Source organism: Caballeronia sp. KNU42, from assembly GCF_053760385.1.
The window spans coordinates 2381520-2404263 of the sequence record NZ_CM132389.1; the positions used below are offsets into that span (position 1 = coordinate 2381520).

The 22744-nt window shown below is 59.2% G+C and carries 23 protein-coding genes; 14 read left to right on the forward strand and 9 right to left on the reverse strand.

Translation table 11 applies throughout. The features are described 5' to 3' along the window. Positions 1–84: 84 nt before the first annotated feature. On the reverse strand, positions 85–903 hold the full coding sequence (locus tag ACSOSP_RS29970; protein WP_455312131.1) for a helix-turn-helix transcriptional regulator: 819 nt from the start codon (positions 901–903) through the stop codon (positions 85–87). Between the two features lie 438 nt (positions 904–1341). Between ACSOSP_RS29970 and ACSOSP_RS29975 the strand changes: the two genes are divergently transcribed. The 5 genes from ACSOSP_RS29975 (at position 1342) to speB (ending at position 6189) form a co-directional block, all read left to right on the forward strand. Beyond that, positions 1342–2247, forward strand: a complete 906-nt coding sequence (locus ACSOSP_RS29975; RefSeq protein WP_455312132.1) for a PhzF family phenazine biosynthesis protein — start codon at positions 1342–1344, stop codon at positions 2245–2247. Next, the gene (locus tag ACSOSP_RS29980) at positions 2244–3179 is read left to right on the forward strand and encodes an ornithine cyclodeaminase family protein (protein WP_455312133.1); all 936 of its coding nucleotides are present in this window, start codon (positions 2244–2246) and stop codon (positions 3177–3179) included. The genes ACSOSP_RS29975 and ACSOSP_RS29980 overlap by 4 nt, the downstream gene beginning before the upstream one ends. Positions 3180–3235: 56 nt before the next feature. Further along, positions 3236–4141, forward strand: coding sequence for a glutamate/aspartate ABC transporter substrate-binding protein (locus ACSOSP_RS29985; RefSeq protein WP_455312134.1), 906 nt, complete (start codon positions 3236–3238; stop codon positions 4139–4141). 67 nt (positions 4142–4208) lie between these two features. Continuing rightward, on the forward strand, positions 4209–5003 hold the full coding sequence (locus tag ACSOSP_RS29990; protein WP_455312135.1) for an aldolase: 795 nt from the start codon (positions 4209–4211) through the stop codon (positions 5001–5003). A 208-nt stretch (positions 5004–5211) separates the two neighbouring features. Continuing rightward, the gene (gene speB, locus ACSOSP_RS29995) at positions 5212–6189 is read left to right on the forward strand and encodes an agmatinase (RefSeq protein WP_455312136.1); all 978 of its coding nucleotides are present in this window, start codon (positions 5212–5214) and stop codon (positions 6187–6189) included. A gap of 32 nt (positions 6190–6221) precedes the next feature. Here the strand turns inward: speB and ACSOSP_RS30000 are convergent, their stop codons facing one another. Further along, a complete protein-coding gene (locus ACSOSP_RS30000) occupies positions 6222–7145 on the reverse strand; it encodes a LysR family transcriptional regulator (RefSeq protein WP_455312137.1) in 924 nt (307 codons plus the stop codon). A gap of 224 nt (positions 7146–7369) precedes the next feature. Here ACSOSP_RS30000 and ACSOSP_RS30005 point away from each other — a divergent pair, with 224 nt between their 5' ends. Further along, positions 7370–8512: a branched-chain amino acid ABC transporter substrate-binding protein gene (locus ACSOSP_RS30005; protein ID WP_455313716.1), complete on the forward strand. Its 1143-nt coding sequence runs from the start codon at positions 7370–7372 to the stop codon at positions 8510–8512. A gap of 40 nt (positions 8513–8552) precedes the next feature. Here the strand turns inward: ACSOSP_RS30005 and ACSOSP_RS30010 are convergent, their stop codons facing one another. From ACSOSP_RS30010 to ACSOSP_RS30020, 3 genes are all read right to left on the reverse strand, one after another. Continuing rightward, complete coding sequence (locus tag ACSOSP_RS30010) at positions 8553–8978, reverse strand: hypothetical protein (protein ID WP_455312138.1); 426 nt, start codon at positions 8976–8978, stop codon at positions 8553–8555. A 198-nt stretch (positions 8979–9176) separates the two neighbouring features. After that, the gene (locus ACSOSP_RS30015) at positions 9177–9692 is read right to left on the reverse strand and encodes a hypothetical protein (RefSeq protein WP_455312140.1); all 516 of its coding nucleotides are present in this window, start codon (positions 9690–9692) and stop codon (positions 9177–9179) included. A gap of 273 nt (positions 9693–9965) precedes the next feature. Then, complete coding sequence (locus ACSOSP_RS30020) at positions 9966–10727, reverse strand: GntR family transcriptional regulator (protein WP_455312141.1); 762 nt, start codon at positions 10725–10727, stop codon at positions 9966–9968. A 68-nt stretch (positions 10728–10795) separates the two neighbouring features. Here ACSOSP_RS30020 and ACSOSP_RS30025 point away from each other — a divergent pair, with 68 nt between their 5' ends. Genes ACSOSP_RS30025 through ACSOSP_RS30035 form a run of 3 tightly spaced genes read left to right on the forward strand, consistent with a single transcriptional unit; the run spans position 10796 to position 14503 of the window. Next, positions 10796–11527 (forward strand): enoyl-CoA hydratase/isomerase family protein, encoded by a 732-nt coding sequence (locus tag ACSOSP_RS30025; RefSeq protein WP_455312142.1) that lies wholly within the window; start codon positions 10796–10798, stop codon positions 11525–11527. 59 nt (positions 11528–11586) lie between these two features. Beyond that, complete coding sequence (locus ACSOSP_RS30030; protein WP_455312143.1) at positions 11587–12975, forward strand: MFS transporter; 1389 nt, start codon at positions 11587–11589, stop codon at positions 12973–12975. 16 nt (positions 12976–12991) lie between these two features. Beyond that, positions 12992–14503, forward strand: coding sequence for an aldehyde dehydrogenase (locus ACSOSP_RS30035; RefSeq protein WP_455312145.1), 1512 nt, complete (start codon positions 12992–12994; stop codon positions 14501–14503). 194 nt (positions 14504–14697) lie between these two features. On the opposite strand, the gene ACSOSP_RS30040 is transcribed toward ACSOSP_RS30035, so the two are convergent. Continuing rightward, positions 14698–15882, reverse strand: a complete 1185-nt coding sequence (locus ACSOSP_RS30040) for a helix-turn-helix transcriptional regulator (RefSeq protein ID WP_455312147.1) — start codon at positions 15880–15882, stop codon at positions 14698–14700. A gap of 908 nt (positions 15883–16790) precedes the next feature. On the opposite strand from ACSOSP_RS30040, the gene ACSOSP_RS30045 reads away from it, so the two are divergent. From ACSOSP_RS30045 to ACSOSP_RS30065, 5 genes are all read left to right on the forward strand, one after another. Next, the gene (locus ACSOSP_RS30045) at positions 16791–18380 is read left to right on the forward strand and encodes a class I adenylate-forming enzyme family protein (protein ID WP_455312148.1); all 1590 of its coding nucleotides are present in this window, start codon (positions 16791–16793) and stop codon (positions 18378–18380) included. Positions 18381–18531: 151 nt separating this feature from the next. Further along, entirely contained in the window at positions 18532–19083 is a 552-nt protein-coding gene (locus ACSOSP_RS30050) for a glycine zipper family protein (protein ID WP_455313717.1), read from the forward strand. Positions 19084–19345: 262 nt separating this feature from the next. Beyond that, positions 19346–19675 carry an HdeA/HdeB family chaperone gene (locus ACSOSP_RS30055; RefSeq protein ID WP_455312149.1) on the forward strand — a complete coding sequence of 110 codons (330 nt, stop codon included), beginning with the start codon at positions 19346–19348 and terminating at the stop codon, positions 19673–19675. A 62-nt stretch (positions 19676–19737) separates the two neighbouring features. Further along, on the forward strand, positions 19738–19941 hold the full coding sequence (locus ACSOSP_RS30060; protein WP_455312150.1) for a hypothetical protein: 204 nt from the start codon (positions 19738–19740) through the stop codon (positions 19939–19941). A 371-nt stretch (positions 19942–20312) separates the two neighbouring features. After that, positions 20313–21074, forward strand: a complete 762-nt coding sequence (locus ACSOSP_RS30065; RefSeq protein WP_455312151.1) for a bestrophin-like domain — start codon at positions 20313–20315, stop codon at positions 21072–21074. Positions 21075–21148: 74 nt separating this feature from the next. On the opposite strand, the gene ACSOSP_RS30070 is transcribed toward ACSOSP_RS30065, so the two are convergent. From ACSOSP_RS30070 to ACSOSP_RS30080, 3 genes are all read right to left on the reverse strand, one after another. Beyond that, positions 21149–21541, reverse strand: coding sequence for a TerB family tellurite resistance protein (locus tag ACSOSP_RS30070; RefSeq protein WP_455312152.1), 393 nt, complete (start codon positions 21539–21541; stop codon positions 21149–21151). Between the two features lie 187 nt (positions 21542–21728). Further along, a complete protein-coding gene (locus tag ACSOSP_RS30075; protein WP_455312153.1) occupies positions 21729–22271 on the reverse strand; it encodes a universal stress protein in 543 nt (180 codons plus the stop codon). Positions 22272–22399: 128 nt separating this feature from the next. Beyond that, a complete protein-coding gene (locus tag ACSOSP_RS30080; RefSeq protein ID WP_455312154.1) occupies positions 22400–22585 on the reverse strand; it encodes a DUF3563 family protein in 186 nt (61 codons plus the stop codon). Positions 22586–22744 lie beyond the last annotated feature (159 nt).

Below are 22744 nucleotides of genomic sequence, written 5' to 3' on the forward strand. Positions count from 1 at the left end.
GGCTTTGAATTCATGGGAACTCACCCAGGACTGCTCGCTGGAGACAAATCGACGCCGGCGCACCAGGCGTATAGCGGGAGGGAGTTAAGGCTTGAAGCTTTTCGGAAGCGGCTGACCATGCCTGATAAAAAGCCGGGCCAGATAGGAGGGGGACTCGACGCCCACCGCCATCGATGCAGCCAGCACCGTGGTGCCTGACACGCTTAGAAGTTCTGCTGCGCGCGCAACACGCTGCCGGGTCTGGTAATCGCCGATACTTTCGCCCGTCGACTCACGAAAAATGCGGGTGAGATGGCGGCGGGACAACGAGAATTCGTCAGCAATCCGATCGAGATCGAGTTGCTCCGTCAGCGTGGCGTTCAGGAACAGTTTGATGTCGTCGATCAGGTGCTTGTTTCTGTCCACAGGGCTCGCGCGAAGTGCGGGACTCAATCCCGCTTCAACACACGCGCTCGCCACGAGACGATCGACCAGATCCTGCCGATACCGCGAGAAGTCATCAAGCTCGTGGTGCGCAAGCTCGCTCTGCAGCCGGATCGCGCTGAGCAGGGACCTATTGACACTGCAGACCGCGATCTTGTTCACGGACAACGTCCTGTTCGCTTTTCTCTCGCAGTATGAGACGAAATCGCTCTCGACATACACGGCGATATGTTCGTTCTCCGCGCAGTGACTTCCTGTCTCATGAAGAAGACTGGGGCGGACAACCGCGAGCGTGGCCGGGGCAATTTTGACTGGCAGGTCATTGGCTTCCGACGACAGCGCAAGCACGCCGCGCCGCGGCACGAGGAACATGTATTCCTCGTGTTTGTGCAATGCGGTTGAGTATCCGGTTTCCGCGACACGACACACCGCCGAGACATGGCCCGGAGGAATGTGCGAGGACGCGGTTTGATACGTCATGACGTGCTGTCCATCGAGAACGGCTAAGGATGTGAACGCTTAAATGAACGCGCCTGCCCTGCGAGGCGACTCGGAGAAGTAGCATAACACCGGCAAAAAAGTCTTTCCTCGGCCAATTGAACCGGGCATCGCCGACTGTATTTTCAGCGCAAAGTTGCTGGAGCAAAGCTCACGAAGAGCGGTTCATCATCTGGCATGGCCCGATTGTTATCAAACAATGGCCCGAGTGAGCGCGAAAAAACAAATCGACTCGCGCATGCTGGCAGCAGGATAAAAGGAGTCGATCTTGCTAATAGTTGCCAATGGAGTTTCCATTCCGCCTTGCCCGACGCGCACCGGTCAGCGTCGCACGCACGCTGTATCGACCAGGAGCAACGGGCGAAATCGTGCCATCGACGGGTACCTTTCAAACGCCATTGCGGCATCGAAGGGGCTTGTATGAGCGCGCACGAAATTCATCTCGTACGCGTTTTCGCAGCGAGCAAAGGCGGCGGCAATCCCGCGCCGATCATCCTGAATGCGGATGGCTTGTCGGACCATGAGATGCGTTCGATCGCCGGGGAGTACGGGCACGAAAGCGCCTTCGTACTGCGTCCGGAGAGTGCCGGTCACACGTTCCGGTTGCGTTTCTTCGTGCCGAATCATGAGATGGAGATGTGCGGCCACGCAACGCTGGGTGCGCTGTGGCTTCTCCAGAAACTGGGCGTATGGACCACGAAGTGGGCATCGATCGAAACCAAGAGCGGTGTCGTAGAGGCACGGATCACGCCCACCACCCATGGGATCGAAGTCAGCCAGCCGGCAGGCGTAGTGCAGCCTGTGGACGATGCTGGCCTGCTCGCCGAAACACTCGATGTAATGAACTTATCCGCCAGTGACCTGATGCCGATCGGCATTGTCAACGCGGCCACGAGCCGTACTAAGACGCTGATCCCGCTCAAGTCCGTGGCGCAGTTGCATGCGTTGCGGCCGACGTTCGAACGCGTTGAAGCGTTGTGCAGTTCGTTGAATTCAACGGGCTTGTATCCGTTCGCTGTCGATGCAGGCACATCGCTAGCGCTCCAGGCGCGCCAGTTCCCCCGCTCTTCCGGCTACCCCGAAGACGCCGCGACCGGCATCGCCGCGGCTGCATTGCTGTACGGCGCCCGGCACTATGGATTGCTTGCCGGGAGTGCGGACAGCGTGCATGTCCGCCAAGGCGTGGCAATGGGCCGGCCATCGGAAATCTTCGTTGAATTCCGCGATCCGCTCGACACTGCTCTGGGCTGCTGGATCAGCGGCGCCGTGCAGTGCGACGGTCCGGCCGGTCACCAGGCCGATGAGTTGCATCAGGAAAGACCATGAACTTCTACACGAATGAAGAGGTGGTCTCGGTGCTGTCGCCTCAGACCGCTATCGATGCGCTTCGTGACGCCTATCTCGAGCTGGCGCGCGGCGACGCCGCCGTGCAGGTTCGCAGCCGCATTGCGATTCCGGCTGCCAAATTCAGCACGATGTCCGCCATGCTCGGAGCTGCGAACGTCGCGGCGGTCAAGATGTACACGACGCTCAACGGGCAGTTCTCGTTTTTTATCGCGTTGATCTCACTGGACGACGGACGGCTGCTCGCCATGATGGAAGCCGACGCGCTGACGCGTTTGCGCACGGCCGCTACAACGGCGCTTGCGGCGCAGCATCTGGCGAGACCCGCGAGCAGGAGCATCGGCATATTCGGAAGCGGTGTGCAGGCGAGCGCTCACGCGCAGATGCTGATTCCGAGGTTCCCTATTGAAGACGCGCTGATACGCAGCAGCAACGTTGAAAGTGCGGAGCGGCTCGCCGCGGACTTGCGGCAGAGGTTCAACGTGCGCGTCTCGGTAGCCTCAGCCGAGGAGGCGGCCGGATCGGACATCGTGGTGCTCGCCACGCGAGCTTCCACCCCCGTCATACAAGGTAAGTGGCTCAAGCCCGGAAGCTTTGTTGCCGCCATTGGAGCGACGCGTCCCGACCAGCGCGAGATGGACGACGAAACGATCAGCCGCAGCGCAGAAATTGTGGTCGACTGGCTTGAGCAAACGCCGGCCGAGTCCGGTGATCTGGCGCTTGCGCCGCCCGCATTGCTGGCAGCCAGGAAGATCACCGACCTTTGCGACGTGATCGAGGCCGGCCAGACGCGGCAGGACGACTGTGCGGGCATTGTGGTGTACAAGGCGGTCGGCATGGCTTTGCAGGATGCTGCCATTGCCAACCTCGTCCATCTGACACTCGGCAAGAAGGCTACGTCCACCGCATCATGAGAGCGCGCCGGGTTGCGCTCATTGACACGACCAACCGCCACTACAGGGAGATTCAAATGAATATTTTTCACCGAGCAGTCACGTTTGCAACATTAGGATTCCTTCTATTATCGACGAGATCAGTGTTTGCCGATGACCTGGGGCCTACGCTCGACAAGATTCAGAAGTCCGACGTTGTCGTGATTGGTCACCGCGAGGCGTCCATCCCCTTTTCTTACTACGACGCGAACCAGCACGTCATAGGTTTCTCGCAGGATCTTTGCCAGAAGGTCATTGACGCCATCAAGGTGAAGCTGAACAAACCAAGCCTTAACGTTCGCATGATTCCCGTGAATTCACAAAACAGGATCTCACTGGTCCAGAACGGATCTGTCGACCTGGAATGCGGGGTCACGACCAATACGAACGCGCGCCACGCACAAGTTGCGTTTTCCGATACCTTCTTCGTCACGCTTACGCGTCTCCTGGTCAGCAAGAGTTCGGGCGTGAAGGATTTCTCCGATCTTGCCAATCAGACCGTCGTGACCAACGCGGGCACGACCGCTGAAGCCATTTTGCGTCGCATGAATGTCGAGAAGAAATTGAACATGAACATTATCTCGACCAAGGACTACGGTGAGTCGTTCCTGACTTTGCAAACCGGCCGCGCCAAGGCTTTCATGCTGGACGATGTCCTGCTGTACGGAGCGCGCACATTGGCCAGCACGCCCTCTGACTGGACGGTGACCGGCACGGCGCAATCGAAAGAGCCCTACGCGTTCATGATGCGCAAAGACGATCCGCAGTTCAAGCAACTGGTCGACGACGCACTGACCAAAACCATGAAGTCGGGCGATATCAATGGCTTGTTCGCGAAGTGGTTCCAGAAGCCTGTGCCGCCTAAAAATATCAACTTCGATTTCGCGATGAGCCCTGAGTTGCGGACGCTTTACGCGAATCCGAACGATCAAGCTGCCTATTGAACATCGGGAGAACATCGGAACATCGGGGCGCGAAAGAACGAACGGAAACCGCATCAGGAGGAAATACATGGCCCATGGCCTCGATACAACCAAGGTGACCCAGCGAGCGCAGGTCACGCCGGGCGAACTCGACACGCCCGCGATCCGCCAGGCGCGAGTCGATCTCGCAGCGTGCTTTCGCATGGCGGCGCGGCTTGGCATGCAGGAGGGCGTTTGCAATCACTTGTCGGCGGTGCTTCCCGGTCGCGATGATTTGTTCCTCGTGAATGCGTTCGGGTACGCATTCGAGGAGATCACTGCGTCGAACCTGCTGGTCTGCGACCTGGATGGCAATGTGATCGAGGGGGAGGGTATCCCTGAAATCACGGCGTTCTATATTCATGCACGCGTCCATCTACGGCAACCCCGGATCAAGGTCGCGTTCCACACGCACATGCCGAACGCGACTGCATTGACGATGGTGCAGGGCGCTCCGTTGCTCTGGGCCGGGCAGACAGCGCTCAAGTTTTTCGGCAGGACCGCCGTGGATCCGATCTTCAACGGACTCGCGCTCGATGAGTCCGAGGGCGATCGGATTGCCGACGCCATTGGCACTGCCGACGTGGTGTTCATGAAGAACCATGGCGTCATGATTGTAGGCGGCAGCATTGCGGACGCATGGGACGACATGTACTACCTGGAGCGAGCCTGCGAGGTTCAGCGGCTGGCGCAATCCACGGGGCTTGCGTTGCAGTCGATCGATCGCGACATGGCCGCACGGACTTATCAGCAGATGCGCTCGGGCGGCCGTGAAAGCGCACGCCGCCATCTCGAGAGCATCAAGCGAATCCTGAACAAGCACGATCCGGATTATTCACTTTAAATTCGCGAACTCGCTGCGCTTTGAGATCGCTTCGGACTATCCCGAAGTGTATTTCTTGTTTTTGGTATTTTTCCGTTGAATATGTTTGCCTAGACTCCGTTTCAGATGCAGCAGCCTCTCCTGACAAAGGGCGTTGCTGCAGCAATGGGGAGAGCGGTGCCCGCACGCCGCACCTGTCTGGATGAATAGAACAAAACGGAGATAGATCATGTCTGAAAACAGCTACGAAACGGGTCGGCTCAATTTGCCGTTCGTGGGCATCTGCACGTTCGCGAAATCCCCATTGTGTCTTGACTGGGACAAGATCGATGCGGACGTCGCGGTCATGGGCGCGCCTTTCGACTGCGGCACACAGTGGCGCGCCGGGGCACGCTTCGGCCCGCGTTCGATTCGCGATGCGTCGACGCTGTTTTCGTTCGGCCACGGCGGCGCGTACGACTTCGAAGACGATGTTATCTATCTGCCAAGCGACGAAGTTCGTATAGTCGATATCGGCGATGCGGACATGGTGCACACCAACACTGAAAAGAGCCACGCAAACATCGAGTACGGCGTGCGCAAGATCCTCGCGGCGGGCGCGTTGCCGGTGGTGATGGGCGGCGATCATTCCATCAACATTCCGTGCATCAACGCGTTCGAAGGCCAGGAGCCGTTTCATATCGTTCACATCGACGCGCACCTTGATTTCGTCGACGAGCGTCATGGTGTGCGATACGGCCATGGCAATCCACTAAGGCGCGCGGCAGAGAAAAGCGTGGTGTCGGGCATGACGCAGATCGGCATTCGCAACGTGTCATCGACTGCACGCGAAGGCTACGCCCAGGCTCGCGAGATGGGCTCCGACATTATCTCGGTGCGTGATCTCCGGCGCCTCGGCATCCAGGGCGTGCTGGACCGTATCCCGAAGGGCGTGCGCTATTACCTGACGATCGATATCGACGGTTTCGATCCTTCGATCGCGCCGGGCACGGGCACCCCGAGCCACGGTGGTCTGCTGTACTACGAAGGACTTGAACTGGTCGCGGGCCTCGCGGAGCAGGGCGACGTGATCGGCATCGACCTCGTGGAAGTGGCGCCCGACTACGACCATTCGGCCTCGACTTCAATTCTTGCGGCGCAATTGCTGCTGAACACCATCGGCCGTGTCATGCATCAACGCAAGGTCAAACGAAACCTTTCTCGCTGATCCACGCGTTAATCCAAGCGTTAACCCACTCGCTATTTGCCGCTTCGCATGGTGTGGTCCAGTTGCCGGGCAGCTGCGCGCAACTGCTTGCAAAAGACCTGAACGACCCGCGCCGGTTCGCCCCCCTTGCGCGTGATGATCTGGAAGTCCAGATGAGTCGCGTAGTGCCCGGGATCGATGCGGGTCAACAAGCCGCTGTTCACCCAGGGTTCGGCATAGTGCGGCGGCAGGAAGCCGATGTAGTTGCCGGACAGGATCAGCATGGCCCGGCCTTCGACGTTATCGACGGAGGCCGCGGCTTCCGGCATGTGGAGCAACTTCAATTCCTGGCTGCCGAGATAGGCGCGGGCTGCCAGCCGCTGCTTGCTGAGCAGTGAAACAGGAACCCGGCCGCTCGCCCGTTCGTGCAGCGGATGGGTCGACGCACAGTAGAGCCCTTGTTCCTCACGATAGAGCGGCATGTAATCGAGGCCGGGAATCTGCGCGGGGAACGGGCCGACGGCAAGATGCAGACGGCCATCGAGCACATGCTGCTCCATGCTGCCGGGCGCCTCGATCTGCACATGCAGGCGCACTTCCGGCGCCATCTGGCCGAACTCTCGAATGGCTGTTGGCAGAGGCGAGCACTGGTCGGTCAACGTCGCTTCGATCATGCCGAACCGCAGCACGCCGGACAGCTCATTGCGCAGTGCGCCGGCTTCCATTTGAAACGTGTCGACGGCCCCGAGCAGACGTTGCGCGGCGGCGTGCAATTGCGCGCCTTCCTCGGTGAGCCGGAAACCGGCGCGTCCGCGTTCACATAGCCGCAGCCCGAGTCGCGTCTCCAGTTGCGACATGTATTCGCTGATGCTCGATGCACCGATATTGAGAATCGGCTGGGCCGCGGCGAAGCCACCGCATCGCACGATGGTTTCGAAGATCCGCAACAGCTTGAGATCCGTGTCCTGAACTTGCATCGTGGCGCCCCTTGTCACTTCGGGAATTTCCGAAATGTGTTCCATCAATCATGCATTTTATTGAGGAATTTGGCTACGCAGAATTGCTGTCAACCCCGCCGTCCGCGCCTCGGAAGAGATGTCGCGGCGCACGGGGCCACACGCTGTTTTCTGTGCCCGCACTGATAGGCTCGCCCCTTGGCGACGACACGGTCTGGCACGCCACACGAGGTGAGGAGAGCATGATGAACAAGCCCTATGCAGGTGCAAACCGTTTGATAGCAGTCGCTTTGAGCATGATCTCCCTGATCGCGACGGCCGGTGAGCAGGTCGTCAAGATCGGTTTGACGGGGCCATTGACCGGCGCGCAGGCTGCCATTGGCAAGGACGACGAAAACGGCGTGAGAATGGCGATCGAGCGCCTGAATGCAGAGGGTCTCGTGATCGGCGGCCAGAAGACGCGCTTCGAACTGGTCTCACAGGATGACGCCGCCGACCCGCGTACCGGCATGACGGTCGCGCAAAGCCTGGTGGACGCGAACGTCAAGGTTATTTTCGGGCCGTTCAATTCCGGCGTCGCGATTCCGACTTCGAACCTCGTGAACGTGTCGGGCATTGTGATGGCGACCGTCGCGTCGAACCCGTCGATCACCCAGCACGGTTATCCGTTCGTGTTTCGCATCTCCGCCAGCGATACGCAACTTGGCAGCCGGATGGGGGAATTTGCCGCAAAGGCGCTGAAGGTCAAGCGCATTGCCGTGATCGACGATCGCACTGCGTACGGCCAGGGCGTCGCGGACGAGTTCATCAACGCGGCTAAAGCCAATGGCATCGAGATCGTCGATCGCGAATATACGACCGACAAGGCGACCGACTTCGTCTCGATCCTGACGCACGTCAAGGGCTCGAACGCCGAAGGGATTTTCTATGGCGGTTACTACGCTCAGGCCGGCGCGCTGCGCAAGCAGATGAAGCGTCTTGCGATGAATGGCTACCTGCTGGGCGGCGACGCAATGTGCAATGCAGAACTGGCGAAACTTGGCGGCGACGCGATCGACACGCGCGTGTATTGCCCGCAAGGCGGCCCCGTTCTCGATCAGACGCCGGAAGGCCGGCAGTTCAAGGCGGACTACAAGCAACGCTTCAATACCGATCCGCTAACGTATAGCGCTGCCTTGTACGATGGCGTGAACATCGTCGCGCAAGCGATGACGAAGGCCAATTCGATCGAACCGGCCCAATACCGCACCGCGCTGGCGAACATGGATGCTCGCGGTGTTTCCGGGCACTACCAGTTCGACAAGAATCGCGATCTCACGGATTCTCCCATCACCATTTATAACTATCGAAATGGCGAGCCGACGCCGCTTGCGTCCGCACAACCCTAGGCTTGCGGCATTCGCGCCGCTTGCGCGACCATTCGGTAACTCACGCGGCGTGCTCGAGAAGGGTGTCGGAAAGGGCGAATTGGCGTGCGATCGATGCCAGACGATCTCGCCATTCCCATTTGCCGAAGACATCGTGCACGTTTTGCAGGCAGCTGAGTAACTCGACGGTTGTCGGATCGTACACGTTGATCCGTGAACGCAATAATGCGCGTTTGAGCGCTGCGACGCCCACGTCCATGTAAGCCGGCACGGAGCGCACGGACGCCCCGATGTAGCGCACGGGTACGCCTTCCATGGCGGTCATGTGATCTCGGGCGGCAATGAAATTGCCTACCGGGCATCCCCCGCAATACCCACGGTATGCGCCGCCTCCGTGCGGTAATAGCGCAGCGTGGCCTTGGGCGAACAGGTGAAGCGCGGCTTTATCGAAAATCTCTTGGTGAGAGAGAAAGTGCAAGGTTTTCATGATCGGCTCCTTTGGTCGGCACGCGGTGGATATCCGATATTCTTAGTATGTATATCGGCCCCATGGGAACCGGCCGATATGCTGACTAACCCGATATCGCCATCCCGGGATGTTTGAATTCGAACGGAGTGCAACAGGGGCTCGCGAATCGCTGGCATGAAAATCGAGGTTTGCGAAAGGGCAAGGGCTGTCGTCTCGCTACGCCGGGACGAGAGAATCCGGCGATTCGCAGCGCTGTTTCAGCACTCTCATGTACGTAGAGGCAAGGTTCGGCATCCCACCGTCTTCCAACACCTGAGATAGCCGTCTCGCTGCCGCCTCAATTGTACGGAGAGCTAACGTTGTCAGTTGGGCATCATGCTGACGCAGCATTTTCTCGACGTAGTGAGCGTGCTCGGACTTCAACGTCCATTCGCCCGCCATTTTTGCATGCGCAACACTTGCCTTGATCGTCAGTTCGGCGGCAACGCAGGTCTCGAGCAAATCCTCGTCCGCGTCCATGCCGCATATGAAGTAGGTCAGATAGGCGGTTTGCAACAAGTCAGCGGCGATCTCTGCATGGCCGAAACCCTGGCGCATGGCGACCAGCGCCAAATGATTGCGCAGCGACGCAGCCTGGAAGGCCGCCGCCGACATTGGCAGGAGATCGGACCGCCTCAGCTGTTGCCGCTTGGCCGTCCCTCGATTGCTCGAGTGGGTGTCGGTTTTGCTCATTATCGATTCCTATGCTAACCGTCGGAATGCAAGCCCACGTGCGCCAAATTGCTTGCGACGGGTAATTTTAACGGGCGCCGGTGAATGCGATCGAGCGAACTAGGGACGTTTAGCGCCTCTATTTGATCGAATGCCGGTCGGCCTGCGGAACGAGTAAATGAGTTTGCGATACCCGGATGCCTGCATTCGGCAAGCACGGGTCAAGTTTTATGCGGCTTGGGGGGCTCGACGCGGAGCGACGAAACCGCTGATCTTCCGTTTTCGACTTTCCCCTCAATCGCTCTCAGTTTCTTTAAGGACTGCCGTTGCCGCTTCGCAAGCGCCGCGCAATTGCTCGCGCATCAGGTCCTGAACGCGTTTATCGCCGGTGGAGATCGCGTCCTTGATCTTCACGGCCTGTTCAAACGATGCCCGCATGCGCCCGCCGCGGGCCATCGCAATGCGTCGCAATCGACGCACGGGGCCCATCAGGCTCGCGTGCGTCGCCTGCAGCGTACGGTTGTCGGCGAGGGTCATCACGATCGAGTAGAAGCGGTCGAGCGCATCGACATAGGCCGCGGGGTCATCGGCGCTCACGTTCGCGCGCATCTCGCCTATGACGTCTTCCAGTTGAGCGCGCCCGAGCGTCGTGATGTTCTGTGCACAAAGCTGGACCGCGAGGCACTCGAGCGCGGTTCGCACCGTGTAGATCTCCGCCACATCGCGCAGCGTCACCGACCGGACGAACGCGCCAACACGCGCCACCACCGTCACCAGACCCTCACGTTCAAGCTGTGCGAACGCTTCACGCATGGGCGTGCGGCTCACGTTCAACTGCTTCGCGACCTGTACTTCCGACAGCCGGCTTCCCGGCGCCAGCACGCCTTCCACGATCGCTTCGCGCAACGCGGGGACCACCACGCCGTCGCTGAGCGAGTCGCTGGATGCGTCGACTGTGCGCATCTTCGAGTGATATTTGCGTCCGATCGCGTCGAGCGCCTGATCCGGCGCATCGATGAGATTTGCCGTTTGAGCGCGTTTCGTTGCAGAGGCCATTGACTTTCCGTTATCCAGTGAATACGCTGTATACAGCTCATACAGGCAATTATACAACAGGAGGCTGCTTGGATCACGCGCGCTTGCCGGACCCGGTCGTTATCGATCGATCGGGCGAAGTTCTGACCTTTACCCTGAACAATGCCGAAGCCGGCAATGAAGTCACCGCGCCGATGTTCGACGCCATGATCGCCGCCCTGCGCAGTGAAGCGACCGTGCCCACGGCGCGCGTGCTGCGTATCCGCGCACGCGGCGATGTGTTCTGCACGGGGCGCGAGCGCGCCGGCACGGACGCGGTGTCCATTCATCATGAAGTATCGCGGCTGATCGAGTTGAAGCGGTTATTGCGGGCGTCTTCCATGATCACGATTGCCGAAGTGCAGGGCAACGCGTTCGGCTTCGGCTTTGGTCTGGCGATCCTGTGCGACTTCACGCTCGTATCGAGCAGCGCGAAGCTTGCCTTTCCCGAGATGCGCAAGGGCTTGCCGCCGGCCGCGATCATGGCCTACCTTGGCCGCTACACCTTGCCCAAGCAAGTGTTCCCGATGGTTCTTTTCGGCGATGCAATCACGCCCGAGGCGGCATTGAATGCCGGTCTCGTGACCCGAGTTTGTCCGCCCGATACGCTGCACGCCGAAGCCGATGCACTCGCGGAACGAATCCTCGCGCTCGACGACACCGGCGCGCGGCAGTGCAAGACCTTCTTCCAGGCGACCGAAGAAAGTTCGCTCGAGCATAACTTCCGATGCGCGACGGAAACGCTGACGGTCTCGGCGTTGCGACTGATGGCGCTGAAGTAATCGGTCATGTATTCGCTCATGTATTACGACAAACCCACGAAGGTTTGCAGGAGACGCAAATGAATGTGAATGCAGGCGCACGTCTGGACCGGCTGCCGGTATCGGGCTTCCACAAGCGCATCATGTGGCTGATCGGTATCGGCATGTTCTTCGATGGCTTCGATATCTACGTAGCCTCCACGGTCCTCGGCGCCACGTTGCAAAGCGGCTTTTCGACACTCGGCCAGAATGCGCTGTTCGTATCGCTGACATTCCTCGGGATGATGCTCGGCTCGCTGGCCACGGGTTTCCTTGGTGATCGATTCGGCCGTCGCTTTACGTACCAGACCAATCTCATGATCTTCGGCATTGCGTCGCTGGGCGCCGCGATGGCGCCGAACATGCTGGTCCTGATCGCGTTCCGCTTCGTGATGGGACTCGGGCTTGGCGCGGAAAACGTCGTCGGATATTCCACGCTCACCGAATTCGCGCCGCCTGCGTCACGCGGCAAGATGCAGGGACTGATGGCCGTGTTCGTCGTCTCGGGATTGCCCGTAGCGGGACTGATCGGACTCGTGCTGATTCCCGCGATGGGCTGGCGAGCCATGTTCGTGCTTGGTGGAATTGGCGCACTTGGCGTCTGGTATGCGCGCAAGTCGTTGCCGGAGTCGCCACGCTGGCTTGAGTCGGCAGGTCGTCATCAGGATGCCGAAGCGATTCTTTCGAAGATCGAGAGTGAGGTAAAGGCAGAACACGGGGGCACGTTGCCGGCGCCGTCGCCCAAGCCTTCGGTTGCGCCCTCGCGTGCGCTGGGCTCGCTTTTTACGGGCGCAATGCTGCCGCGCATGATCGTTGGCTGCGTCACGCTGGTGGTGATCAATACCTTGTTATACGGTTTCGTGACCTGGTTGCCGACGTTTTTCGTCCATCAAGGATTCAGCATTGCGAAGTCGTTTGGCTACGCGCTCGTGATGTCGCTAGGCGCGCCTATCGGCTCGGGCATCGGTGCGCTGACTGCCGACAGGTGGGGCCGCAAGCCGACCATCATCGGCGCGTCGGTCCTCGCCATTATCTTCGGCGCAATCTATCCGTTCGTGAGCAACCCGATCATGTTGCCGGTCGTCGGCTTGCTGCTGGTGATCCCTATTTATGTACTGGTCGCATTGCTATTCGCGATCTATGTGCCTGAGCTGTTTCCGACCGAAGTGCGCCTGCGTGCATCGGGCATCTGCAATACCCTTGGTCGAGGGGCGACGATCGTCACGCCTTTCATTGTGGTGGCGCTCTTCGGACATTACGGCGTGGTCGGCGTGCTTGCGCTGATGATCGGCTTGCTGGCAATTCAAATCGTGGTGGTGGCATGGCTTGGCGTCGAGCCGACCGGCCAGCGCCTGGAAGACATTCAGCCGACTGACGCGCCCGCGCGTCTTGATATCGGCGTTGACAGGCGGGTTTCCCCGCTCAAGTAATCACGGAGAAAGCAAGATGGATGCAGTGAACAAGCAGTTCCTGAGTGCGCAGTTGTTTATTGACGGGAAGTTCGTCGATGCCGCGTCGGGCGAGACCATGGACATCATCAATCCGGCCGACGGCGCTGTGATCGGCACGTTGTCGAAGGCATCGGCTCAGGACGTGGGACGTGCCGTGCAGTGCGCGCACGATGCCTTTGAAAGCGGTGTTTGGCGCGACATGCCGTTCACGCAACGCGCTCGTATCCTGAACCGTTTCGCGGATCTGTTCGAAGCGGACCTGGAGAATTTCTACAAGCTGGAGACGCTCAACAATGGCCGGCCAATCGTTGAGACGCGTGCGCAGATCTCGCGCTTGCCGCAGTTTTATCGATACTTCGCAGCGCTTGCACTCACGCGCCGCAGCGACGTGATTCCTATAGAAGGTCCGTATCTCTGCTACACGCAGCGCGTGCCGCTCGGTGTGTGCGCGCTGATGACGTCGTTCAATCACCCGTTGATGATTCTGTCGAAGAGCCTTGCGCCGGCGCTCGCCACGGGAAATAGCGTTGTGATCAAGGCGTCGGAGCAGACCCCGCTCACCACGGTGCGGCTGGTCGCGTTATTGCAGCAGGCGGGCGTTCCTGACGGCGTGGTGAACGTCATTAACGGCGAGGGTAAGGAAGCAGGCGCTGCGTTGGCCCGTCATCCGCTGATCGCGAAGGTCGTGTTCACCGGAGGTACGGAAGTGGGCCGCTCCATAGGCGAGGCGGCGGCGCAGACGTTCGCGCTGACCACGCTTGAACTGGGCGGCAAGGGAGCAGTGATCCTGTTCGACGACATGGACATTGATCGCGCGGTGAACGGCGCGGCGTTCGCGGCGTTTATCGGCGCCGGACAGACTTGCGTGTGCGGTGCGCGCCTGCTTGTGCACGAGTCCATCTACGAGAAGTTCCTCGAAAAATTCCGCGCGAAGGTCGAGGCAATTCGCGTGGGGAACCCCGCCGATCTCAACACGCAACTGGGCCCGGTGATCTCCGAGCGTTCGCGTACGCGCATTCTCGGCATGCTGGAACGGGGGATCAAGGACGGTGCGAAGTTGCTCGCAGGCGGCGGTATTCCGGCACATCTGAACGAGGGCTTTTATCTCCAGCCTACCGCGTTCTACGATGTCGATCCGAAATCGGAACTGGGGCAGGGCGAGGTGTTCGGCCCTGTTACCGTGATCATGCCGTTCAAGGACGAAGCGGACGCGCTGCGCATTGCCAACGACACGCAGTTCGGCCTCGCGGCTTCTGTCTGGACAATGGACGTGGCGCGTGCTCATCGCGTGGCGAGCAAGCTGGTGTTCGGCATGGTCTGGATCAACGATCATCATCGGCTGGATCCGGCCTCGCCGTGGGGCGGCTTCAAGAACAGCGGTGTAGGACGGGAAACCGGGATCGAATCCTTCGATCAGTTCAGCGAGCCGCGTGCGGTAACCGTCAATACCAGCGGCGCCACGGTCGACTGGTACGCCGACGATGGTCAGCTGAAGCGACTCAACTGAAGCAACTCAACTGAAGCAACTCAACTGGCGCAACTGCAGCAGGTTAGTCAACCGTCGTGTTCAGTGGCATTGTCTCGCCTGACTAATGTGCGCCGCTGAACGCTCGACACGTGCTCAAGCATGCGCCGTGCAGCCAATTCGCTATCGCGGGATTTTGCGTCGTTGACCCTATCCCCATGCCGCCGCATGGTTGATCACAGCGAAGCAGGGAGCATTGCGGAACTGATTGCGATCACTCTTTCCAGGTCACGCAGGTTACTCGTGTTGGTCTTGCGCAGGATGGCCTTGACCTGGCTTCGGATCGTCTCAGACGATACACATCTCGTCCTTGCAACGTCCTCGGCGGTCGCACCTCCGCCGAACGAAAGCGCGACGGCCGCCTCGGCTTTTGTGAGTCCATACAGGTCGCACATCAGGCCAGGGTGCGGCAACGAAGGATGGTTCAAAGGGCGCACGACGATCATTGCTGTGCCTGGCTCGATGCGGCAGCCGTTCCCGGTTCGGGTTCCGGGGCCGGAAAGGAAGTGGGTCATCGCAGGAGAGACGAGGACGGCAAGCGAGGCTCGGCTCGCGGGTTCGTCGCGTGTATTGCGCATCCTTAGCGCACATCCCGAAGCACCTTTTGCGACTGCGGCAACGAGCTGGCTCAATCTTGAATGATCGTCGGGGTGGCGTGCCGAAAGTGTTGCGTTACCCGGGCTCGGGTCCGGCCCGGCACGGCTCACCGTCATGCCGCAGACTCCGTTCGTCAGTGCGACTGCCGCTGCATTCGCGTGTTTGACGCGCATGTTCCCGTCTACGACCATCACGGCGATCGAAAGGGCATCCAGCGCGCCGGCGCCAAGCCTGGATGTATCCGGCTCGAACCGCTTGCGCAACTGAAGCGCGCGTTGCAGGTGAGGCATGAGCGACTGCAGCGTATGCCGGTCGCGCTCGTCGAACGGTCCTGCTGCGGCGTCGCGTGTAAATGCGATCGACACAGCCGTTTCCGCGCTCAGCAATCCGCCAATCATGTGCCGGAAACCGGCGTGGCGTCCGTAGTCGTTATAAAACTCGCTGTTCAAAAACTCACGATCCGGCACGATATCTTCGCCGCGCACGACCCGCCCGACAGGGGCGAAACCGCTACGAATCGCGTTTTGCGCTTCCACGCGCCAGGGAGAGATGTCCCGATAGTAATGGCGAACCCGCTCATCGTAAGTGCCGGGCTCCAGGAAGACATTGTGTTCTGTCCCATTCGCAGCGGGAAGAACCAGGCTGGCTTGCTGGGCTCCCGTCAGCATGAGGATGTGGCGTGCTACCTCCGGCCAGGTCGTGCCCTCAGCCAGGGCGGCCGCGTAGATAAGGTCGATAAGATCCGCAAGCCCGGACTGCGGCACCTTGGCCTCCGACAAATGGGAAATGAGATTCCGGTAGAGAAACCAGTTTAGTCAATTCAACGGATATCACCAGATTCTTACTACGCTGGTCGATCCGTTCTGGCGAAAGCGGCTTGAGCTGTTGAAACGCCATGACTTCAGGTTCGGTATCGAGGTCTTTCCTATCAGTTGCCGGATAGCTTGTCTTATCGTGTGGCAGACCTTTGGTTCTGTCCGAAGTAAGCGCTTCAAATAGAAATGCACGCGCAAAAGTGACGGCTTCTCCCTCGTTTTCATCAACGCCTTAGTCAGCGGCGGAATGCGTGCCGCCTGCGCCGCTATCACCAATTTTGGGGATGAGCGGCAGGCACCCGGCAGCCATACTCCCGCTACGGTCCAATGCCGTTTCGCAATCAAGTGAATCTCAGCTCGGGGCAACTGCTCAGATTGACGCCCACGTGATAGCTGGTCGCGCGAAACCAGCCGTTTTTATCCCCAGTTTTGGTGATGGAAATTGCATCGGTACTTAGCAGAATTCGCACACGCCAGATTTTCGGTACCGTGAACCTTACGTACTCCTCCTTCAATGAATGAGCAGCGCGCTGGTCTGGTTTTGTGATTCAGCGCTAGCCGCTTTCAGTGTATGCAGCCGTCCAATCGCACGGCTTCCATTAATACAGATACAGGTCTCAAATGAAATTGCTTTCATCTATTCCGCGTTCGTCTGCCGCTGCGAAACTCGTTGTGATTGGCTCATTAGCCGGACTGTGAGCACTCCGCCGGTCAGTTGATCCCGCGCTCATTCTGCGCTCATTTTCCGCGTACATCATGCGTTCAACGCAAGAGCGGGATTGGCTTGCGATAACGCACAGGCTGACGGCCAAACGCACAGCAATGCCCACCCCATGATTCACAAAGGAGGATCGATCATGAAAAATGACAGCGAAACAACAGAGCGGCTTTATATCGATGCATTACTCGACCAGCTTGGAATGCGGCCGGACAAACCCGTGCTGCGTTATCTTCATGCTGACGTGACCGGCGACGCGCTGCGTCGCTCGATCTTCCGCTATGCACGTGCGCTCCAGGCACTCGGTATTGGCCGAGGCTCTCTGCTCGCATTGCTCGCACCCAATTGTCCCGATGCACTCGCCATCCGCTACGCGGCGAATCTTCTTGGCGCCGCGACGCTGTTCATGCCTGCGCTCGCGAAGCGCGATCAACTCAGTGCACTGCTTGCCAGAATCCAGCCCACGCTCCTGGTCGTGTTCGGAGAAACAGAGCATCTCGTGCCTGACGACGTGACTGTGCGCGTCGTGCCAGTGGGTTTTGACATGGATACTTTTCGGCTGGACCGGCTTGCAGCAACACAGTCAGATCGGCCGCTGCACAGCCGCGCCATGCCCGATGATCTCGCGGTAATCGTATCGTCCGGCGGCACGACGGGCATGCCGAAATGCAGCCGGCGATCGTTCGCGGCATATTCGGCAATGGTCAAGGCAGAGAAGGCGGAAGACAAGCGACAACTCATCAACGGCGCGCTCGCCTACATTTCACAAGTGCTAGTGGACTCGACCTTGATCGGTGGAGGCACGGTCGTGCTCGAGCGCCAATACGACGCTGCCGCGACGCTCTCCGTGATCGAGTCAGAACGCATCACCGACTTGCTGCTGGTTGAGCCGCAGCTTTTCGAAACGATGGATCATCCGGATGCACGCTGGCGCGATCTGTCGTCGTTGCGTTCGATTGCACACATCGGCGGCTCGGCGCCCGCGGTTCTGCGACAACGCGCAATCACGCGGTTCGGCCCGGTGCTCAAGCATATGTACGGCGCAAGCGAAGCGGGTCTGGTGAGCGTGCTTGCAACGCCTGCGTACGAGGCGACCGTCAATATGCCATCCGGCGCAGGGCGCATTGTGGATGGCGTCGAGGTACGCATCCGCCGCGCGGACGAACGATTCGCGGATGTCGGCGAGATAGGCAACATCGAGGTGAGGTCGGGTTGTGTGGCGCAGGGCTACTACAGGCAGCCGGAAGCGGAGTCGCACAAGTTTCGCAACGGCTGGTGCCGGATGGGCGACGCCGGTTTCATCGACGAGGATGGCCACTTGCATGTTCTCGGGCGCGCGTCCGATGTTGCGGTAATCGACGGCGTTTGTATCAGTCCAACCAAGATCGAGGAAATCCTCTGCTGGCTGCCTGACGTACGGTATGCCGCGGCGTATGCACCAGGAAACGGTTCGGCGGCCTATACATGGAACGCGTTGGTTGAACCATGGGCAGGAAGACGCGTGGAGCTTGCGCGATGCGTCAGCATTCTCGAATCCGTGTTCGGCGCTTCCATTTCGAACCGGGTGAACATTATCGCGGTCGATCGCGTGCCACAAACCGAACAGGGCAAAGTGGACCGCATGGCGATCGAAGCTGTTCTTCAGGATGAGCCGCACAACAGAACGCGCCGGATCGAGCTCAATCCGCAGTCGCGCCGGCAGACAAGCCTGGCCGACGCGCCAGTGTGATTCACGCTCTCAAGCGATGGGCGTGCTGCCCAGCCTCGCCGGCTACGGTTTAACCCGCATTAGTTCGTCATCATGCGTCGCGGCCCGTGAAGTAATTCAGCGCTAATTCTTCGACGTCACCATGGCATCTATGTACTCACTGGATATCTAAATCATGAAACGTTTACAACTCGTGTGCGTGGCCACACCTCTATGCCTGATCGCCCTCTCGTTGACCGGGTGCGCCGTCATTCCTCCCAGCGGCCCGACCGTGGTTGCGTTGCCGCCCAAGGGAGAGTCGCTGAGCAAATTCCAGCAGGAAGATTACGCCTGCCGGGATTATGCGTTCCGCTCTGACAACGCATCGCAACCGGCGGCAGCGGCGACCAATGACGGTCTGCGCACCGGAGCGATCGGCACCGTAGGCGGTGCGGCGGCAGGCGCGCTGTTTGGCGCGGCAGCAGGCGATGCAGGTATTGGCGCGGCAATCGGCGCCGGCGCCGGCTTGCTGCTCGGCAGCGCCGTGGGTTCCAACGGCGCCCAGGCCACCTCGGAGAGTCTGCAAGCACGCTACGACGCCGCCTATTCGCAATGCATGGCGTCCAAGGGAAATGAAATCACGCACCCGGCCGTCTATTCGACCGCGCCCATGTACGCACCGCCGCCGGTCATGGCTGCGCCGGTCGTCTATGGTTATCCGCAACCGGCTTTCGGCTACTGGTAATACGGATGACGCCCCGTTCGCTCGCGGCGACATAATTTTTCCCTAACTTGGCGCTTATACGATGTATCCAGTCGATGCACACCGGCACTTGCGGTGAACAACGCCTGGCAAGTTTCATTTTGTAGTACGCGTGCCCGATTCGAAAGGGTACTTATCATCAGCCCGGGCATTCATCCTCGAAGCCGGGAGTATCGATTTATCAACAAGCAGGACCCTGCCGCCGCGAAGGCGGAAAGACCCGCAACACTATCTGGAGAATGTTATGAAACACCTTGTTATTGCGACCGCCGTGTTGGCCAGCGTATGTGTGTCCTCCGTTGCTTTTGCACAATCGGCAAAGCCAGTCACGCCCGCACAAATGAGCTGCTCGGATTTCCTTGCCGTGGACGATGCCTATAAACCCGCGCTCGTCTATTGGGTCTCAGGCGTCGACAAGCTGGGCGTGAAGGAAACCGTGACGACAGTCGTCGATGTTGGAACTCCGGTAGCCATGGTAGTTGGCGAGTGCAAGCAGACGCCGAAGGCAGCGTTCGCGAGTAAAGTGCGCGACCTGTACAAGAGCGGTCGAATCTCGCTGTTCAGCCACAGCTGAGCGTCCCACTTCAATTTTTAAGCTTGTATTTTAGCGAACCATTTATGGAAGGAATATAGATCATGAAGATCAGCTATCCTCATCAAGTAGAATTGATTAACGCGTCAAAGTTCGGCATTGAGCATGTCGAAATGATGATCGAAAAATTGAAAACGGAATGTCCCGATGCGTTCCATACGGACAGCACGCTGGCAAAGCGTAGGTTCCATCATAAACCGACCTCTGACACCCCTTGTCGTGGCTTCGTCGCCGATCGGGATTCGTGAGTGTGTCGGGATAGCTGGCTGCCGGCAGCCAGCTATCCGCCCGCGCTCGCTGGCGAGCGTGACCATCGCGCAAGAACGCCCCATTTCTTGAATCCGGTGCTTGATCTCTACCCATCGACGTTACGCGTGCTCACAACAATCACCGCACCTAAGGTCCGCGCCGCCTGCATGCGGGGCGACCTCAAAATCCCCAACGCCAAACCTTTTGCCGCCCGGTGGAACACCGGACTTGCTGCCTGTTGAACCCGCCGGATCGGACGCCGCGCAACCCATAGCCTCTTGCGCGCCCATTCCTATCATTTGCAGCATGACTGCCACGGCGGCTCGGCCTGAATCACCCAGCCCACGCGATCGAAGGAAACCGTTTCCACATGGATCACTATGTCTTTTCTGCCATCGTGCTTCTGCTCATTCTTTTGGGCGCAGCGCTTGGGTCGCACGTACGCGCAAGACTCGCAGATCACCATTTCTCGGAAGACTCGCTTGCCGCGATGCGCATTGCCGTTGGTCTGGTGGCAACGCTGTCGGCGTTAGTGCTCAGCCTGCTGATTTCGTCCGGAAAGTCCTCGCTCGACCTGGTCAACACCGCGCTCCAGCGCAATAGTGTCGCAATGATCCAGCTGGACCGAAATTTGTCGCAGTTTGGCCCATCGGCTGAAGGTTTGCGCGTCGACATCAAGAACGACTATGCGCGATGGATCGCCTTCCTGTTTTCCAACGAAAGGGGAACGACCGCGGAGGCGGAATCGCGCGAAATCCTCGCGACTACCTATGATATTCAGGGGCGCATTTTCGCTTTGCAGACCCTCGGCCCTTCGCAGGAAAAACGCCGTGATCATGCGATGGAACTTTGGGACAACATATTTGCGGGTCGATGGTTTGCGCTCGAACACAGGAGGGGCTCGATTCCAAGCCCTCTCATTGCGATCCTGGTGGGATGGCTGGTTGTGATATTCGGCATATTCGGCTTCAGTGCGCCAAGAAACTGGAGCATGTGCGTTGTATTTCTTCTTTGCGCATTGTCGGCGACGACCGCCGTGTTTGTGGTCCTCGATCTCGACACGCCATTTCAGGGAATGGTCAATCTGTCAAAGACGCCGATGATGGATGCGCTCAAGTTCATAGGACGATAACCTGAACGTGGCGATCGACGCCGACTCTTAAACAGCCGGCGTCGATCGCTCAGGCGAGCAGGATGAGCCTGAAGTCAATGCGCCGGAATCTGCCACGCATCGCGCAACAGTCTCAGGAAGTCGGCTTCCCGATCGCAATGGCTACGGTCCGCCATGACGGCCTCGTTGCATAGCTCGATGATGTCGCGACGCAGTTGCCGGTCGTGCACATCGGCCGCCAGCCAGGCGAGTGTCTCGGGATTGACCTGACATACGTCGCTCCAGCTCAGATACCCGGAGCGCGTCAGGTCTTCGTAAAGGGTTTGCACGATGGAGAGCAAACGGCTGCGATCCAACGACAGCCGGCTTTCCATGCCGCAGCGATCGAGCGCCTCAAGTTCCGTGAGGCCAAGGTGTCCGTCGGAAAGCAGGCATGCCGCCAGGATGCGGCCCGCGGCCTCGGGACTGTTGCGATGATAGTGACGCATTCTCTACTCCTTGTTATCTCGGCAGGAACGGCCCGGTGATATGGACTCTGAAATGATCCAGATGAATCGCCGTGGCGATTCCGTTCAACCTATTTATCCACTAAATAAGGATGACGAATTGATTGGGATGTCATGCCGAGGATTGGGTTTATCGTTCAATGAATCTTGGTGATCGCGTGGCCGCCGGTCAGAGGCGAATATCGCAATCGATGCCGGTGCCCAGATTATCGGGCGTCAGCCGCCGACGCCTCGGCCCAGGGTGTTGCGGCACGACGCGTCGAGCCGCCAATGACTTTCCGGAGACAACCTGAATCGGCGTGTTCGTATGGCGCCGTACCTCGGAGGCAACGTCCGCGCTCAGCCAGCGCAACCAGCCCGATTTCCGCTCGCCGAGAAGAATCAGATCGGCACCCGACGTCTCGGCGGCAGAAGCGATCGCTCCGCCTACCGTTTGACCCGCTATCGGCAGCGTGACCATACGGGTTTCGGCGGGACGTGAATGGTCGGCAAGCACATTCGCCGCTTGCGTGACGATTTCTCGTCCATGTGTTTCCAGCAACTCGACCGCAAGTCCGAAGTCGTAATCCATGGGCCCCATCCAGCAGGGCGCGGGGTCGACCACGTGCAGCACAAAAATGCGTGCATCGTATTTCCTGGCGATGTCGATGGCCGATTCCAATACCGTATCGACCGAGCTTGCACTAACCGCAACTAGAATCCTGGTGAACATTCCGGGTGCCTCTTTGTAGTGGAACAGTGGAACACTGCGGACTGTGCCGTTCGTGATCCATGGCCGTATCATCACGCGGCAGAGTGAGAACAAAATTAGCGCGTGATGCGTTGCAGCCAACCTCGAAATCAAACGTGCCAGTCACGCGGCGCGCCACTTGAATACAAGCTGACCGGCTGGTGGTTCATCTCGAACGCGTGCATGCGACGTTCGAGATCGACGAAGTCGACTGACTCCCCCAGATAAGCCTCGCGTTTCTGCTCTTCAGTCGTGAAGAAAAATTCATTCAGCGTATTGGTGAATTTTGCAAACATGATGCACTCCCGTCAGTGATTCGATTGATGGCGGACCGGCGGTCCGCCTCGTCGCGACGAATGCAGCAGGCAATTGGAATGAGCCGTTAAACAGGGTGCCGCTCGTCGATGGAGTGCATCGTAGGCCTGAAGAGTGAGCGGAGAATGAGCAAGGCTTGC